Origin of the sequence: Streptomyces sp. NPDC048002, assembly GCF_040653275.1 — a bacterium.
In the GTDB taxonomy this organism is placed as follows: Bacteria; Actinomycetota; Actinomycetes; order Streptomycetales; family Streptomycetaceae; genus Streptomyces.
This window is the reverse complement of sequence record NZ_JBEZNL010000025.1, coordinates 26,238-41,400: the sequence shown is the minus strand read 5'-3', so window position 1 is coordinate 41,400 and position 15,163 is coordinate 26,238. Positions and strand designations below refer to the sequence as shown.

13 protein-coding genes are annotated in these 15,163 nt (G+C 71.5%); 10 read left to right on the top strand and 3 right to left on the bottom strand.

The window, feature by feature from the left end; genetic code table 11:
• The first annotated feature begins 118 nt into the window (after positions 1–118).
• Both AB0E07_RS26570 and AB0E07_RS26565 read left to right on the top strand, forming a co-directional pair.
• Complete coding sequence (locus tag AB0E07_RS26570) at positions 119–1,897, top strand: cellulose synthase catalytic subunit (RefSeq protein ID WP_362257123.1); 1,779 nt, start codon at positions 119–121, stop codon at positions 1,895–1,897.
• A 3-nt stretch (positions 1,898–1,900) separates the two neighbouring features.
• A complete protein-coding gene (locus AB0E07_RS26565) occupies positions 1,901–3,856 on the top strand; it encodes a kelch motif-containing protein (RefSeq protein ID WP_362257120.1) in 1,956 nt (651 codons plus the stop codon).
• Between the two features lie 4 nt (positions 3,857–3,860).
• Here AB0E07_RS26565 and AB0E07_RS26560 read toward each other — a convergent pair whose 3' ends face one another.
• Both AB0E07_RS26560 and AB0E07_RS26555 read right to left on the bottom strand, forming a co-directional pair.
• The gene (locus AB0E07_RS26560; protein ID WP_362257117.1) at positions 3,861–4,859 is read right to left on the bottom strand and encodes a glycoside hydrolase family 6 protein; all 999 of its coding nucleotides are present in this window, start codon (positions 4,857–4,859) and stop codon (positions 3,861–3,863) included.
• 78 nt (positions 4,860–4,937) lie between these two features.
• A complete protein-coding gene (locus AB0E07_RS26555; RefSeq protein WP_362257115.1) occupies positions 4,938–5,918 on the bottom strand; it encodes a DUF5937 family protein in 981 nt (326 codons plus the stop codon).
• A 79-nt stretch (positions 5,919–5,997) separates the two neighbouring features.
• Here AB0E07_RS26555 and AB0E07_RS26550 point away from each other — a divergent pair, with 79 nt between their 5' ends.
• From AB0E07_RS26550 to AB0E07_RS26535, 4 genes are all read left to right on the top strand, one after another.
• A complete protein-coding gene (locus tag AB0E07_RS26550; RefSeq protein WP_362257112.1) occupies positions 5,998–7,260 on the top strand; it encodes an MFS transporter in 1,263 nt (420 codons plus the stop codon).
• A gap of 22 nt (positions 7,261–7,282) precedes the next feature.
• A complete protein-coding gene (locus tag AB0E07_RS26545) occupies positions 7,283–7,792 on the top strand; it encodes a MarR family transcriptional regulator (protein WP_362257109.1) in 510 nt (169 codons plus the stop codon).
• A 43-nt stretch (positions 7,793–7,835) separates the two neighbouring features.
• Complete coding sequence (locus AB0E07_RS26540; protein ID WP_362257106.1) at positions 7,836–8,174, top strand: DUF3817 domain-containing protein; 339 nt, start codon at positions 7,836–7,838, stop codon at positions 8,172–8,174.
• Between the two features lie 122 nt (positions 8,175–8,296).
• Positions 8,297–9,997, top strand: a complete 1,701-nt coding sequence (locus AB0E07_RS26535) for a methylmalonyl-CoA mutase family protein (RefSeq protein ID WP_362257103.1) — start codon at positions 8,297–8,299, stop codon at positions 9,995–9,997.
• A 34-nt stretch (positions 9,998–10,031) separates the two neighbouring features.
• Here AB0E07_RS26535 and AB0E07_RS26530 read toward each other — a convergent pair whose 3' ends face one another.
• Entirely contained in the window at positions 10,032–10,655 is a 624-nt protein-coding gene (locus tag AB0E07_RS26530; RefSeq protein WP_362257100.1) for a TetR/AcrR family transcriptional regulator, read from the bottom strand.
• A gap of 217 nt (positions 10,656–10,872) precedes the next feature.
• Here AB0E07_RS26530 and AB0E07_RS26525 point away from each other — a divergent pair, with 217 nt between their 5' ends.
• From AB0E07_RS26525 to AB0E07_RS26510, 4 genes are all read left to right on the top strand, one after another.
• The gene (locus AB0E07_RS26525; RefSeq protein WP_362257097.1) at positions 10,873–11,853 is read left to right on the top strand and encodes a tetratricopeptide repeat protein; all 981 of its coding nucleotides are present in this window, start codon (positions 10,873–10,875) and stop codon (positions 11,851–11,853) included.
• A gap of 653 nt (positions 11,854–12,506) precedes the next feature.
• Complete coding sequence (locus AB0E07_RS26520) at positions 12,507–13,145, top strand: DUF6230 family protein (protein WP_362257094.1); 639 nt, start codon at positions 12,507–12,509, stop codon at positions 13,143–13,145.
• 129 nt (positions 13,146–13,274) lie between these two features.
• Positions 13,275–13,859 carry a DUF6114 domain-containing protein gene (locus AB0E07_RS26515; RefSeq protein ID WP_362257091.1) on the top strand — a complete coding sequence of 195 codons (585 nt, stop codon included), beginning with the start codon at positions 13,275–13,277 and terminating at the stop codon, positions 13,857–13,859.
• Positions 13,849–15,138, top strand: coding sequence for a hypothetical protein (locus tag AB0E07_RS26510; RefSeq protein ID WP_362257087.1), 1,290 nt, complete (start codon positions 13,849–13,851; stop codon positions 15,136–15,138). The genes AB0E07_RS26515 and AB0E07_RS26510 overlap by 11 nt, the downstream gene beginning before the upstream one ends.
• The last annotated feature ends 25 nt before the right edge of the window (positions 15,139–15,163 follow it).

Below are 15,163 nucleotides of genomic sequence, written 5' to 3'. Positions count from 1 at the left end.
CGGGGGCCCTCGGCCCGGCACCCGCCTGGACGCCCCCGGCTCGACACGCCCTCACATCTCCCTTTTTGTATGGGTATCGGTGTGACCGTCGGATAATCCTCGATCACTGGAGGGTGCTGTGCGGCCGGAGGGCTATGACTACGAGACCCACAGCAGGCTGGCCGGACCGCTCACGGAGCCGTCCGGCTCTCCGTACCGGGTGCGCTACACCTCGCTCCTGACCCGCGAGCCCCGCCGAATACGGGCCGTCCTGCTGATGACCCTGGCGCCCCTGCTCACCGGCGCCCTGCTCGTCTACCTCGTCTGGCCCACCCACTGGGTGGAGCGCGAGGGCGCCGCCCGCCGGCTGGTCGCCCTCGACACCACGATGCTGATAGCCATCGCGCTCATCGGACTGTTCATGGTGGTCAACGTCGTCTCCGTCGCCCACGCCACCCTCGTCGCCCGCGACCCCGTCCCGGTGGTCCCCGAGCCCGGCACCCGCGTCGCCTTCCTCACCACCTACGTCCCCGGCAAGGAACCCCTCGCCATGGTCCGGGCCACCCTGGAGGGCGCCACGCGGGTCACCCACCGCGGCCCCCTCGACGTCTGGCTCCTGGACGAGGGCGACGACGACGAGGCCAAGGCCCTGTGCGCGGAACTCGGCGTCCACCACTTCACCCGGCACGGCGTCCCCGAGTGGAACCGGCCCAAGGGCGTCCACAAGGCCCGCACCAAGCACGGCAACTACAACGCCTGGATCGCCCTGCACGGCGGCGCCTACGAGTTCTTCGCCTCCGTCGACACCGACCACGTCCCGCACCCGCAGTTCCTGGAGCGGATGATGGGGTACTTCCGCGACCCGGACGTCGCCTTCGTCGTCGGACCGCAGGTCTACGGCAACTACCACAACCCCGTCACCAAGGCCGCCGAGTCGCAGCAGTTCCTCTTCCACGCGCTCATCCAGCGCGCCGGCAACCGCTACCGCGCCCCCATGTTCGTCGGCACCAACAACGTCGTGCGGATCCGTGCCGTCCAGCAGATCGGCGGCCTCTACGACTCCGTCACCGAGGACATGGCCACCGGCTTCGAGATGCACCGCCGCCGCAACCCCGCGACCGGACGGCACTGGCGGTCCGTCTACACCCCGGACGTCCTCGCCGTCGGTGAGGGCCCGGCCTCCTGGACCGACTTCTTCACCCAGCAGACCCGCTGGTCGCGGGGGACCTACGAGACCCTGCTCAAGCAGTACTGGAAGGCGCCGTTCAGCATGCCGCCCGGCCGCCTGTTCTCGTACACGCTGATGCTCGTCTACTACCCGATGACGGCCGTCAACTGGCTGCTGGGCATCCTCAGCTGCTTCCTCTTCCTCTGGTTCGGGGCCTCCGGCACCCAGGTCAGCGCCTCGGTGTGGCTGATGCTGTACAGCGACGCGGCCGCCCTCCAGATCGGCCTCTACCTGTGGAACCGGCGGCACAACGTCTCGCCGCACGAACCCCGGGGCTCCGGCGGGCTCGCGGGCATGGCGATGTCCGCGCTCTCCGCGCCGATCTACCTCAAGTCCCTCGGCGCGGCCCTGATCCGCCGTCCCGACCGGTTCGTCGTCACCCCCAAGGGCGGCGGCGCCAGCCCCGACCGGCTGCTCACCTTCCGGATCCATCTGGGCTGGGCGGTGCTGCTCGCCGGCTCCCTCGTCGCCTCGGTGTTCCTCGGCCACACCCACGCCGCCATGCGCACCTGGGCCGTGCTCGCCCTGGTGATCTCCCTGGCGCCGGTCGCGGTGTGGACCTGGACGGCGCTCCGCCGGCGCCGAGAGCGGCTGACCCCGCTGCCCGCCGCCCGGCCCGGGACCGAGGGGGCCCTCACCGCCGGGGGCGCCACCGCACCCGTCTCCGGCACTCCGACAGGAGGCAGCTAGGCCATGGCACCCCAGCTCTCGCAGAAGACCAGGAAGACCGTCCTCGGGATCGGCGGCATCGCGCTCCTGGCGAGCCTCAACGCCCCGGCCGTGCTGGACTTCGCGGGCGAGAAGTACCACGAGTACAAGATCGCCCAGCCCGGCTACAAGGCCCGGTACGGCTCCTGGAGCCACGTCGACATCCCCGAGGAGTTCCGCACCAACGCCATCCACGCCGCGCTGCTGCACACCGGCAAGGTGCTGATCGTGGCCGGCTCGGGCAACGAGCAGAAGAAGTTCGACCGGGGTTCCTTCGACACCGTCCTGTGGGACCCGGAGGCCAACACCTTCAAGAAGATCCCCACCCCGGACGACTTCTTCTGCTCCGGACACGCCCAACTCCCGGACGGGCGGCTGCTGGTGGCCGGCGGCACCGCCCGCTACGAACTCCTCGACGGCGAGGTGGAACGGGCCGGCGGCGGCATGCGGGTCAAGAACGAGAACCCCGACCGGGCGGTCACCCTGAAGAAGGGCACCCGCTTCCGCTCACCGGCCGGCGTCGAGTACGTCACCCGCTTCGACGTCACCGTGCCGAAGGCCAAGCGCTCCTTCGACATCACCTACGACACCGCCGGGGTCATGCAGCCCTGGGACACCAAGGTCACCGCCGGGGAGGCCCGGGTCTTCGTCGAGGCCGTGAAGAAGGGCCCGAAGTCCGTCACCGACCGGCAGGCGCAGTACGAGATCGTCAGCCTGACCGGCAAGGACGCGGACAACACCTACGGCCTCTCGGAGAAGATCACCCTCGACAAGCAGGACTTCCAGGGCATCCGCGCCGCCTACGAGTTCGACCCCCTCGCCGAGGTGTACATCCCCGTCGACCCCATGGACAAGGCCCGCTGGTACCCCACCCTGGTCGGTCTGGACGACGGACGGGTCCTCGCCGTCTCCGGCCTGGACGACGTCGGGGTGATCGACCCCGGGGACAACGAGATCTACGACCCGAGGACCAAGAAGTGGAGTCCGGGCCCCAAGCGCTACTTCCCCACCTACCCGGCCCTGTTCCTCACCGCGGGCGGCAAGCTCTTCTACCCGGCGGCCAACGCCGGCTACGGCCCCGACACCATGGGCCGCGAGCCCGGCCTGTGGGACCTGAGGACCAACACCTTCGAGAAGGTACCGGGGCTGCGCGACCCCGACGAGACCGAGACCGCGGCCTCGCTGCTGCTGCCCCCGGCCCAGGACCAGAAGGTGATGATCCTCGGCGGCGGAGGCGTCGGCGAGTCGAAGAAGTCCACCCCGCGCACCGCCGTGGTCGACCTGAAGAAGGACAACCCGGCCTTCGAGGACGGCCCCGACCTGCCCCAGGGCACCCGGTACCTGAACAGCGTGATCATGCCGGACGACACCGTCTTCACCGCGAACGGCTCCGGGGACTACCGGGGCCGCAGCGCCAGCAACATCCTCAAGGCGCAGTTCTACGTCCCGAAGGACAACGTCTTCCGGGAGGCCGCGGCGCCCAGGGTCGGCCGCAACTACCACTCCGAGGCGCTGCTGCTGCCGGACGGACGGGTCGCCACCTTCGGCTCCGACCCGCTCTTCGACGACCGGCAGAACACCAAGCTCGGCCACTTCGAGCAGCGCATGGAGATCTTCACCCCGCCCGCCCTGCACAGGAACGGCGCCGACCGGCCGGTGCTGAAGGACGGCCCGTGGCAGCTGGACGCCGACCACCGGGCGACCTTCACCACCGACCGTCCCGAACGGATCGTCAAGGCGCGCCTGATGCGCCCGAGCGCGGTCACGCACACCACCGACGTCGAACAGCGGTCCGTCGAACTCGGCCTGGACCGCAGCGCCGGCGCCGTCACCGTCACGGTGCCGAAGGACTCCTCGCTGGTGCCGCCCGGCTGGTACATGCTCTTCGTGACCGACGCCGAGGGCACCCCGTCCACGGCCAAGTGGATCCACGTCGAGTAAGCGCTCAGGAGCCGGAGTTCCGGGCCAGCGCCAGCGCGTACTCCGGCCACCAGCTGCCCGCCGACGGGCCGCCGTCGCAGGTGCCGTCGGACTCGCCGGGCCGCTTCACCCACAGGTAGGCGTCCAGGTGGGGCTCGCCGGTGTCCGTGGTGGGCGGGGTGCCCAGGGCCCGGCCCGGCGGGTTGCACCAGACGCCGGGCAGCGGGCCGTTGCCGTTGCGGCTGCTGTCGACGACGAAGTGCGTGCCGCCGAGCGCCCGCGACAGCGTCAGTCCGTACTCCCGGGTGACCGCGTCGGTCTGGAAGTTGGAGACGTTGAGCGCGAAGCCGTCGGCGTCGTCGACGCCGGCCCGTCTGAGCGGCTCGACCAGCCGGAGCGGCTCCTTGATCCAGGACGGGTTGCCCGCGTCCAGGTACACCTTGGTGTTCGGCTGCCGCTTGAACCGGCGGATCGCCTCGCCCAGCAGCCGCTCCCGTTCGGCGTGGTACTCGGCCGGGGTGCAGCCGTCCACGATGTGCGCGACCGCGTCCGGCTCCAGCACCACGACCGCCCTGCTCGCGCCGAGCGCCTCGGCGAACCGGTCGGTCCACGCCCGGTAGGCGTCCGCGTCGGCGGCCCCGCCCGCCGAGTGCTGGCCGCAGTCCCGGTGCGGGATGTCGTAGGCCACGAAGACCGCCGTACGTCCGGCGGCCGCCGCCGCCGCGGTCGCCTCGCGGACCCGGGGCGCCGGGTCGGTCTCCCCGGCCGGCCAGAGCGCCGCCGGCCGGTCGGCGATCCGGCGCAGCGCACGGGCGTCCTCGGTCCGGCCCTCCCGCTGCCACGCCTCGGCCTGGCGCACGGCGGGACTGTCCGGATCGACCCAGAAGGGGGAGCCGGGCGCGGGGCTCGCCCGGCGGGAGGCGGCCCCCGCGACGGAGGCCTCGTCGACGTCGGGCGCGGCCGCGCAGCCCGCCGCGAGCGCGAGGACGGTGAGCGAGGTGAGGGTGTGGATCATCCGGGGCATGGCGCTCCCTGGGACGAAGGTGACAACAGGTCAGCAATCGTTCCATGGGCGGGCTTTCCGTCCTGGAATAGACATGGCTCAGCCCCCCGAGGCCAGCGCGATACCCAACGGGGTCCGCTCGTACAGCACCTGGTGGCCGTAGCGCCGGGAGACGAGCAGCCCGGTGTCCCGCAGGGTCGTCAGGTGCGCCGACACCGACGAGGGCGCGAGGCCCAGGCGAAGGGCGAGTGCGGAGGTCGTCGCGGGCTCGTCCAGCGCGGCGAGCACGGATGCGCGCCCGCGGCCGAGCAGTCGTACGAGAGCCCGTGAGGCGTCCTCGCGCGGCCGTGTCCACAGGCCGCCGATGCCCCGGGCCGGGTAGACCACGGTCGGCTGCCAGGGCGGTTCGAAGCCGCTGATCACGTCCGGCCAGGAGAAGACGCTCGGCATCAGGACCAGACCCTGCCCGCCCAGCTCGCGCTCGTGGTCACCGGCGACCGCCATGGTCAGGGTGCGGCCGCTGAAGGTGAGCCGCCGGTCCAGTTCGGGCAGCAGCGCGCCCAGGCCCACCTCGGCCAGCCGCCGGGAGTGGAAGGCGACGTCCGCCTCCAGCAGGGCGCGCAGCCGGGGCCAGTCCGGTTCGACCAGGGCGTGCCAGGCGGCCCGGAGCAGCGCGGCCAGCTCGCGCACCGCGCGGGCGGGGTCGTCGAGCAGGGCCCGGCCCTCCGGCGAGTCGAGGGCGCCCGGGGTGTCGCGCAGCGACCGGGCCATGTCCTCGCGCGCCGCGGCCGGGTCGGCCGCGCGGACCGCGGCGATCTCCTGCTCGAAGTCGGCGACGGGGCCGATCGGGGGCGGGCCGAGGAAGTCCGGGCTGTGCCCGCGGCGGGGCATCAGCAGCCAGAGCGGGGCGAGGTCCAGCGCGCCGGCCGCCCCCTGGATCCGGCGCAGCCAGTGCGGGTGGTAGCCCAGCCGGTCCGGCCGGCGCAGGGTGCGGACCGCCTCCTGGGTCTCCCACAGCGGCGACACCGCGAACCGGCACCGCAGCAGGTCGTCGTCGCCGAAGCGCAGCTGGGACGGCACGGCCCTCCTCCCGGGTCGGAACATTCGGCTGGAGCCGAAACTCTACGGCGGTCGGCGGACCCCCGTGCACGCTGCCGCCATGTCCGAACAGCTGAGCCCGCCCGCACCGGGCACCCCCGCGGAGCCCACCGGCTACCGCCGCGTCTTCGCCGTACGGGAGTTCCGCGCCGTCTTCGCCGCCCACACCCTCTCCCTGCTGGGCACCGTCGTCGGCGAGATCGCGCTCACCGTGCTGGTGTACGGGCTCACCGGCTCCCCGCTGCTCAGCGCGCTGACCTTCGCGATGGGCTTCCTGCCCTACCTGATCGGCGGGACCCTGCTGTCCGGGATCGCCGACCGCTACCCGGTCCGGCGGGTGCTCGTCCTGTGCGACCTGGTCTGCGCGGGCTGCGCGGCCCTGATGGCGGCGCCCGGCACCCCGGTGGCCGCGCTGCTCGCCCTGCGCTGTGTGATCGCCGTGGTCGCCCCGGTGTTCAGCGGCACCCGGACGGCCACGCTCGCCGAGATCCTCGGCGACGGCGACCTGCTGGTGCTCGGGCGCTCCCTGCTGCGGATCGTCTCGCAGAGCGCGCTGCTGGTCGGCTTCGGACTCGGCGGCCTGCTGCTCACGGTGGTGTCCCCGCGCGGCGCCCTCGTCGTCACCGTCGGCACCTTCTTCGCCTCGGCGCTGCTGCTGCGCCTCGGCACCCGCCGCCGGCCCGCCCGCCCCGGGTCCGGCTCGCTCGTGCGGTACTCCCTGGCCGGCGCCCGCGAGGTGCTGCGCGACCGCAGGATCCGCGCGCTGCTGCTGCTCCTGTGGGTGCCGCCGATGTTCATGGTCGCTCCCGAGGCGCTGGCCGCCGCCTACGCCGACGAGATCGGCCTCGGCAGCGGCGGGGTCGGCCTGCTGATGGCCGCGATGCCGGTCGGCACCATCGTCGGCGAGGTGTACGCCGGGTCCGCCCTCTCGCCGGTGGCACGCTCGCGGATCGTGCTCCCGCTGGTGACCTGCGCCCTGCTGCCGCTGCTCGTCTACCCCCTCGCCCCGGGCCTCGGCTGGATCCTGGCCGCCCTGCTGGTCACCGGGCTGGCGAGCGCGTACACCCTGGGTCTGGACCGCTGGTTCGTGGACGCGGTGCCCGACGCGCTGCGCGGCCGGGCGATGACCGTGCACACCGCGGGCATCATGACGATCCAGGGCGTCGGCATGGCGCTGGCGGGGGCCGCCGCCGAGTTCTGGCCGGTCGCGACCGTGGTCGGCACGCTCGGCGCGGTGGGCGCGGTGTGCTGTCTCCTGCTCGCCCTGGAGGTCCGGCGGACCGCGCGGGGACCGATGGGCGAGACGGTGATGACCGCCATATGACCGGCCGGTAGGGTCTGGTGCCGTGCCGAAGCCGCTCAGTCTTCCCTTCGATCCCATCGCCCGCGCCGACGAACTCTGGAAGCAGCGCTGGGGAAACGTGCCGTCCATGGCCGCGATCACCTCGATCATGCGCGCCCAGCAGATCCTGCTCGGCGAGGTCGACTCGGTGGTCAAGCCCTACGGCCTGACCTTCGCGCGCTACGAGGCGCTGGTGCTGCTCAACTTCTCCAAGGCCGGGGAACTGCCGATGTCCAAGATCGGCGAGCGGCTCATGGTGCACCCCACCTCGGTCACCAACACGGTGGACCGGCTGGTCAGGTCGGGTCTGGTCGACAAGCGCCCCAACCCCAACGACGGGCGCGGCACCCTCGCCTCCATCACCGTCAAGGGACGCGAGGTGGTCGAGGCGGCCACCCGAGACCTGATGGCGATGGACTTCGGGCTCGGTGTGTACGACGCCGAGGAATGCGCGGAGATCTTCGCGATGCTGCGCCCGCTGCGGGTCGCGGCGCACGACTTCGACGAGCAGTGACCCGGGGAGAGATCGACCGGAACGTGCCGTTACGCTCGACCGCATGAAAAAGAGCGTGCTGACCCGCTACCGCGTCATGGCCTACGTCACCGGTGTGCTGCTGGTGCTGCTGTGCTTCTGCATGACCGGCAAGTACGTGCTGGACCTGGACGGCGCCGCGGACGCGACCCGGGTGGTGTCGATCGCGCACGGCTGGCTCTACGTCGTCTACCTCGTCTTCGCCTTCGACCTGGGCTCCAAGGCGAAGTGGCCGGTGGCCAAGCAGCTGTGGGTGCTCCTGGCCGGGACCGTGCCGACCGCCGCGTTCTTCGTGGAGCGGAAGATCAGCAAGGAACTGGACGGGCAGGTCGCCGAGGACGCGCCGGCCGTCGCCAAGGCGTAGCGGAACCCACCGCCGGACGCGGCGACGCGTCCGGCGGTGCTCGCTCGAGGATCCCTGGAGCGCCACGACCCGCCGCCGTCAGCCGTCGACATTTACTAGGACGTCCTAGTACTTTGGAAGGCATGGACGCTGACGCCATCGAGGAGGGCCGCCGACGCTGGCAGGCCCGGTACGACGCCGCACGCAAGCGCGACGCTGACTTCACCACGCTCTCCGGGGACCCGGTCGAACCCATGTACGGCCCCCGTCCCGGGGACACCTATGACGGCTTCGAGCGCATCGGCTGGCCCGGGGAGTACCCCTACACCCGCGGGCTCCACCCGACCGGTTACCGCGGGCGCACCTGGACGATCCGGCAGTTCGCCGGGTTCGGCAACGCCGAGCAGACCAACGAGCGCTACAAGATGATCCTCGCCAACGGCGGCGGGGGCCTGTCGGTCGCCTTCGACATGCCGACCCTCATGGGCCGCGACTCCGACGACCCGCGCTCGCTCGGCGAGGTCGGGCACTGCGGGGTGGCCATCGACTCGGCGGCGGACATGGAGGTCCTCTTCAAGGACATCCCGCTGGGCGACGTCACCACGTCGATGACGATCAGCGGACCCGCCGTCCCCGTCTTCTGCATGTACCTCGTGGCGGCCGAGCGCCAGGGCGTGGACCCGTCCGTCCTCAACGGCACCCTCCAGACGGACATCTTCAAGGAGTACATCGCCCAGAAGGAGTGGCTCTTCCAGCCCGAGCCGCACCTGCGCCTGATCGGCGACCTCATGGAGTACTGCGCGGCGGGCATCCCCGCCTACAAGCCGCTCTCGGTCTCCGGCTACCACATCCGCGAGGCCGGTGCGACGGCCGCGCAGGAGCTGGCGTACACGCTGGCGGACGGCTTCGGCTACGTCGAACTGGGCCTCTCCCGCGGCCTGGACGTGGACGTCTTCGCCCCCGGACTGTCCTTCTTCTTCGACGCCCACGTCGACTTCTTCGAGGAGATCGCCAAGTTCCGCGCCGCGCGCCGGATCTGGGCCCGCTGGATGCGGGACGTCTACGGCGCGCGGTCGGACAAGGCGCAGTGGCTGCGCTTCCACACCCAGACCGCGGGCGTCTCGCTCACGGCCCAGCAGCCGTACAACAACGTCGTGCGCACGGCCGTCGAGGCGCTCGCCGCGGTGCTCGGCGGCACCAACTCGCTGCACACCAACGCGCTGGACGAGACCCTCGCCCTGCCCTCCGAGCAGGCCGCCGAGATCGCCCTGCGCACCCAGCAGGTGCTCATGGAGGAGACCGGCGTCGCCAACGTCGCCGACCCGCTGGGCGGTTCCTGGTACGTCGAGCAGCTCACCGACCGCATCGAGGCGGACGCCGAGAAGATCTTCGACCGGATCAAGGAGCGGGGGCTGCGGGCCCACCCCGACGGCCGCCACCCCATCGGCCCGATCACCTCCGGCATCCTGCGCGGCATCGAGGACGGCTGGTTCACCGGCGAGATCGCCGAGTCCGCCTTCCGCTACCAGCAGTCCCTGGAGAAGGGCGAGAAGCGGGTGGTCGGCGTCAACGTCCACACCGGCTCGGTCACCGGCGACCTGGAGATCCTCCGGGTCAGCCACGAGGTGGAGCGGGATCAGGTCCGGGAGCTGGGCGGGCGCAAGTCGGTCCGGGACGACGCCGCGGTCCGTGCCGCGCTGGACGCGATGCTCGCCGCCGCCCGCGACGGCTCCAACATGATCGGACCGATGCTGGACGCCGTACGCGCCGAGGCGACCCTCGGCGAGATCTGCGGAGTGCTGCGCGACGAGTGGGGCGTCTACACGGAGCCCGCCGGGTTCTGACCCCCCGCCACGGGACCTCGCGGCGGCAGCGGCCTCACCCCGCTGTCGCCGCGAGCCCCGCCACCAGCACCCGGGTGAAGCCGCGCACCCACTCCGCGTCCGCCGGCTCCGCGCTCACCAGACAGCGGTGCACCACCGCGCCCGCGACCACGTCGAAGATGAGATCCACCGTGCGGGCCGCCTCCGACGCGTCCGTCTCCGGCGGCAGTTCGCCACGGGCCTGCGCCCGCGACCGGCCCTCCAGCACCAGGCGCTTCTGCCGGTCGACGATGGAGGCCCGGATGCGCTCGCGCAGCGCCTCGTCCCGGGTCGACTCCGCCACCACCGCCATCAGACCGCTCTTCGCCTCCGGGCGGGCCAGGATGGCCGCGAACTGGAGCACCACGCCCTCGATGTCGGCACCCAGCGTGCCGCGGTCGGGCAGCTCCAGTTCGTCGAAGAGCTCGGCGACCGCGTCCACCACGAGTTCGTTCTTGCCGGCCCAGCGGCGGTACAGCGTCGTCTTCGCGACCCCGGCCCGGGTCGCCACGTCCGACAGGGTCAGCTTCGACCAGCCCAGCTCCACCAGCGCCTCCCGCGTCGCCGCGAGGATCGCGGCGTCCGCCGCCGCGCTGCGGGGGCGCCCTGTGGCACGTGGGGCGGGAGTGCTGCTCTGCATCCCCCGACCATAGCCACCGCTCCCGGGCACCGGCGCGTGAGGGAGATCACGGAGGCGGGCTGTCCCGGAGGCACGCGGTGCCATTACGCTACGACTCGTAGCGAAACCACTGGCGTGGGGTGGGGACCCGGCGCCTACATCACGCGAACAACAGAGAAGCTCGACCGGCTTTCTCATCGCTTTTCACTCGCGCGCGAGAACGGGGGAGGATAGACGCATGCAGCCACGGAACATGTCCATGAGCGGAGTCGTCGACCTCGCCGCGGTGAAGGCGGCCCAGGAGGCCAAGGCAAAGGCGGAGCAGGCGCGTGCCGACGCCGCGCGGCAGGGCGGGGGAGGGGCCGTCTCGCCCGCCGACCTCGTCATCGACGTAGACGAGGCCGGGTTCGAGCTCGACGTACTCCAGCGCTCCACCGAGGTGCCCGTCGTCATCGACTTCTGGGCCGAGTGGTGCCAGCCCTGCAAGCAGCTGAGCCCGGTCCTGGAGCGGCTCGCCGTCGAGTACAACGGCCGCTTCGTCCTCGCCAAGATCGACGTCGACGCCAACCAGATGCTGATGCAGCAGTTCGGCGTGCAGGGCATCCCGGCGGTCTTCGCGGTCGTCGCCGGCCAGGCCCTCCCGCTCTTCCAGGGCGCCGCCGGGGAGGCGCAGATCCGCCAGACCCTGGACCAGTTGGTGACCGTGGCCGAGCAGCGGTTCGGGCTCACCGGACTGGACGTCGACCCCGACGCCGGGCCCGGCGCGGCCGGTGACCTGGCCGAGGACGCCGTTCCGGCGGGCCCCCACGACGCCCTGCTGGAGGCCGCCGTGCGCGCCCTGGACGCGGGCGACCTGGGGGGCGCGGTCCAGGCGTACCGGAGCGTGCTGAGCGAGGACCCCGGCAACACCGAGGCCAAACTGGGTCTGGCACAGGCCGAGTTGCTGGAGCGGGTGCAGGGCGCCGACCCCCAGCAGGTGCGCAAGGACGCCGCCGAGCGGCCCGGGGACGCGGCCGCCCAGATCGCCGCGGCCGACCTGGACCTGGTGGGCGGTCATGTGGAGGACGCCTTCGGGCGGCTCATCGAGACGGTGCAGCGCACCGCGGGCGACGACCGCGAGGCCGTACGGCTGCGGCTGGTCGAGCTGTTCGAGGTCGTCGGGGCCGACGACCCGAGGGTGGCGACGGCGCGCCGGGCGCTGGCGCGCGCCCTGTTCTGAGCGGGGCGGGAGCCCCGTTCTGACCAGTCGCTAAACGCCAGGGCGTGTGTTGCCCGAGTGAAAGAACGGCCCACAGGGCACCGAAGCGGCCGCGCTTTGCCAAATCTTGGCAATCGCGGCCGCTGTTACTTCCAGTAAGTCCAGGCCGTTGTTCTGTCGGTTTCTGTCCGGCGAATCGGTATATGTCAGCCCGCCCGAAGCCACCCTGCGTGCCGGTCCGAGACCACCGGGTCGTGGTTCGGTTATCCGGCCGTTACTAGCGAGTAACGAACCCCCTTGTGCGGGCGGCGAGAATGCACCACGATCGGCGACGCTCGGTCCATTCCCGAACTACCCGACAGCCGGTCGGGGTCGAGGGAACCCAGGGTCCCCACCGAGCAGAGCGGGCGGCAGTGGCGCCCGCTCTTGGACAGGGGGGTCTTCGCCCATCCGGCGAAGCCTGTCCAGCAAGGTTGTGCGTGATGCGTGTCAGGCGCGACCAGTGGTTGTCGCTCGGGGGTGATCGCCGGTTGTTCGGGCGCGGTTCCGCGCTGTCGAAACGGGCGCTCTCCTTACCGAGGACGTAGCACTTCTCCCAATCCCTGCCCGGCTGAGCCGTCGAGTTCGACAGGGGCAGTCAGGGTCAGGAGATGTACGTCCGAGAAGGAGGAAATATGGAGTCCCAGGTGCGTGGCGGGACCAGATGGAAGCGGTTCGCCGTCGTCATGGTGCCCAGCGTGGCTGCCACGGCTGCGATAGGTGTCGCCCTCGCGCAGGGCGCTCTGGCCGCGTCGTTCAGTGTGTCGGGCCAGTCGTTCAAGGTGACGACGAAGCAGCTCGACGGCAAGGGCTTCGCTCAGTACGGCGCCCTTGACGAGGGCTACACGATGAGCGGCAAGAAGACGGTTCACCCCGTCGCGGTCTCGGCCTTCAAGTCCGCGACCATCAACAGCCTGTGCCAGTCCGTCGTCACCCCCGACATCCCGATCCTCGGGAGTGTCAGCCTGATCCTGCGGGCGGGTGAGGACCCGAACAAGCCGGTCGAGGCCGAGAACCTCTACATCGACGTCGCCGAGCTGTCGGCCGATGCCACGTTCAAGGGCATCGACATCGGTGTGGCCGCCAAGGACGCCACCAAGGGTCCGGGCATGAAGGGCGGCAGCGAGCAGTCCAACCCCTTCGGGTTCGCGCAGCAGGCCGACTCGGTCGTGCTGAAGGACGTGAAGCAGACGGCGTGGGCGACCACCGCCGGAACCTTCAAGCTCAGCGGTCTGAAGATGTCGCTGTCGACGGGTGTCAAGGAGTGCTACTAAGCACTCGCTGACGGGCGGGGGAGCCGGTGGCGCCCCCGCCCGTACCAACTCAGGGCGTCCCTTCAGACGCCCGCACCCCAGCACCACAACTCACCACCACAGCAACGCCGCAGCAGGGAGCTGTTTTCCATGAGCGCCGAGACTCCTGCCGTACCCGGCCGTGACGAGCACTACCTCCGGGTCCTCAGGCGCAACTTCCGCGCCTGGCGGGGCGAGAGGCCGTTCTGGGCCGGTCTGTTGATCCTGCTCGGCGGACTCCCCATCGCCTACTTCCCGTACGCGAACCTCCAGATCGGTCACCTGACGCTGGCGATGGCCACCACCGCGGGCGCCGGGTCGCTGATCATCGGAGTGCTGCTCGTGGTCCTCGGCGTCAGCCTCTGGTTCCAGAAACACGTCCGCACCTTCGCGGGTGTGGCGGCGATCCTGCTGGCGCTGGTGTCCATCCCCGTGTCCAACCTCGGCGGCTTCCTGATCGGCTTCCTGCTCGCCCTCGTCGGCGGCGCGATGGCCGTCTCCTGGGCGCCGGGCGCACCGCAGCAGCCGGAGCCGGCTCCGCTGGTCATGGACAAGCGGGACGACGCTCCCCAGGCGGTCACGGACGAGCCTTCCGAGGGCACGCTGCCGGACGAGCCGGTCACGGTGGACGAGCCGAACGATCTGTCAGGAACGAGCCCGGCCAACGGGGCGAACGGGAGGCACAGTGCCGGCTGACGAGGTGACCCACGGGACTGACGTGGATACGTCCCGTGCGAGAACCGGGCCGCGACACGCGGCACCCAAGAAGCCGCTGTTCACCAGATTCCACATGCCCGCCGGCAAGGCGATAGCCCTGGCGGCGATGCCGACCGCGGTCCTCATGGGGATGGGCTTCACACCGACGCTCGCCAACGCGGAGGACCAGCCCGCCGCCAAGAGCCTGACGGCCGACGAGTACAAGGACTGCGTGGCCCTCCTGGAGGGCGAGTCCGCGTCCCCGACGCCGTCCGCGAGCGAGAGCACCACCGAGGCCCCCGCCGAGGAGGACACGGCGGAGCCGACCCCCACCCCGTCGGCCACCGCCGGCGACCCGGACGACTCCTCCTCGTCGGATTCAGGTTCCGACGACGAGGCGGAGCCCGAGGCGTCCGGGACCGGGACCACCGAGCCCCAGTCCGGCGCCACCGCCACCGCGTCCCCCTCACCGTCGCCCTCCGAGTCGGAGGGCAACCTGCTGGAGGACATCGGCGACGCCATCGAGGGCATCTTCACCGGCGGCCAGGACGACACGGCGAGCGCCGAACCCTCGCCCTCGGCCACCCCGTCCGCCTCCGAGTCGCCGAGCGCGGCGGAGGAGGAGGCCGCCGAGCCGGCCGAGGACGCCGTCGACGAGGTCACCGACACCGTCGAGGACGCCGCCAAGGACACCACCGACGCGGCGGCGGACGCGGCCGAGGACACCGCCGAGGAGGTGGAGGAGGCGGCCGAGGAGGCCACCGCCACCCCCAGCCCGTCGGCGAGCGAGACGACCGACCCCGAGGACTGCCCGGTCGCCACGGACGACAAGGGCGGGCTCGACAACACCGTCCCGCTGCCGGACGACCCGTGGTACCTGAACGCCAGCTCCCTGCTCCTCAAGGGCGCCGACTACCAGGGCATCGTCAAGGTCAGGACGGCGAACGGGACCACCAAGGAGGTCCTGAAGTACGTCATCTCCGACGGCACCGACATCGGCGACCTGCACCAGACGGTGAAGGACCCGCTGACGGGCAAGACGTACCACGTGCAGGCGGCCGAGGGCTCGACCTCGACCATCCGCGACGGCGACACCGTGATGTACACCGAGTCCATCTCCGGCAACCTGCTGGGGCTGATACCGGTGACCTTCAGCCCGGAGAACCCTCCGCCGCTGAACATCCCGCTGATCTACTTCACCAAGGTGAAGGTCGTGCAGGCCGGCCAGTTCGGCGGCACGCTGCACGTCCCCGGGCTGCACCAGTTCGTCAGCGACTGAGGCGCCGGCCGAGTCCCGTTCGGGA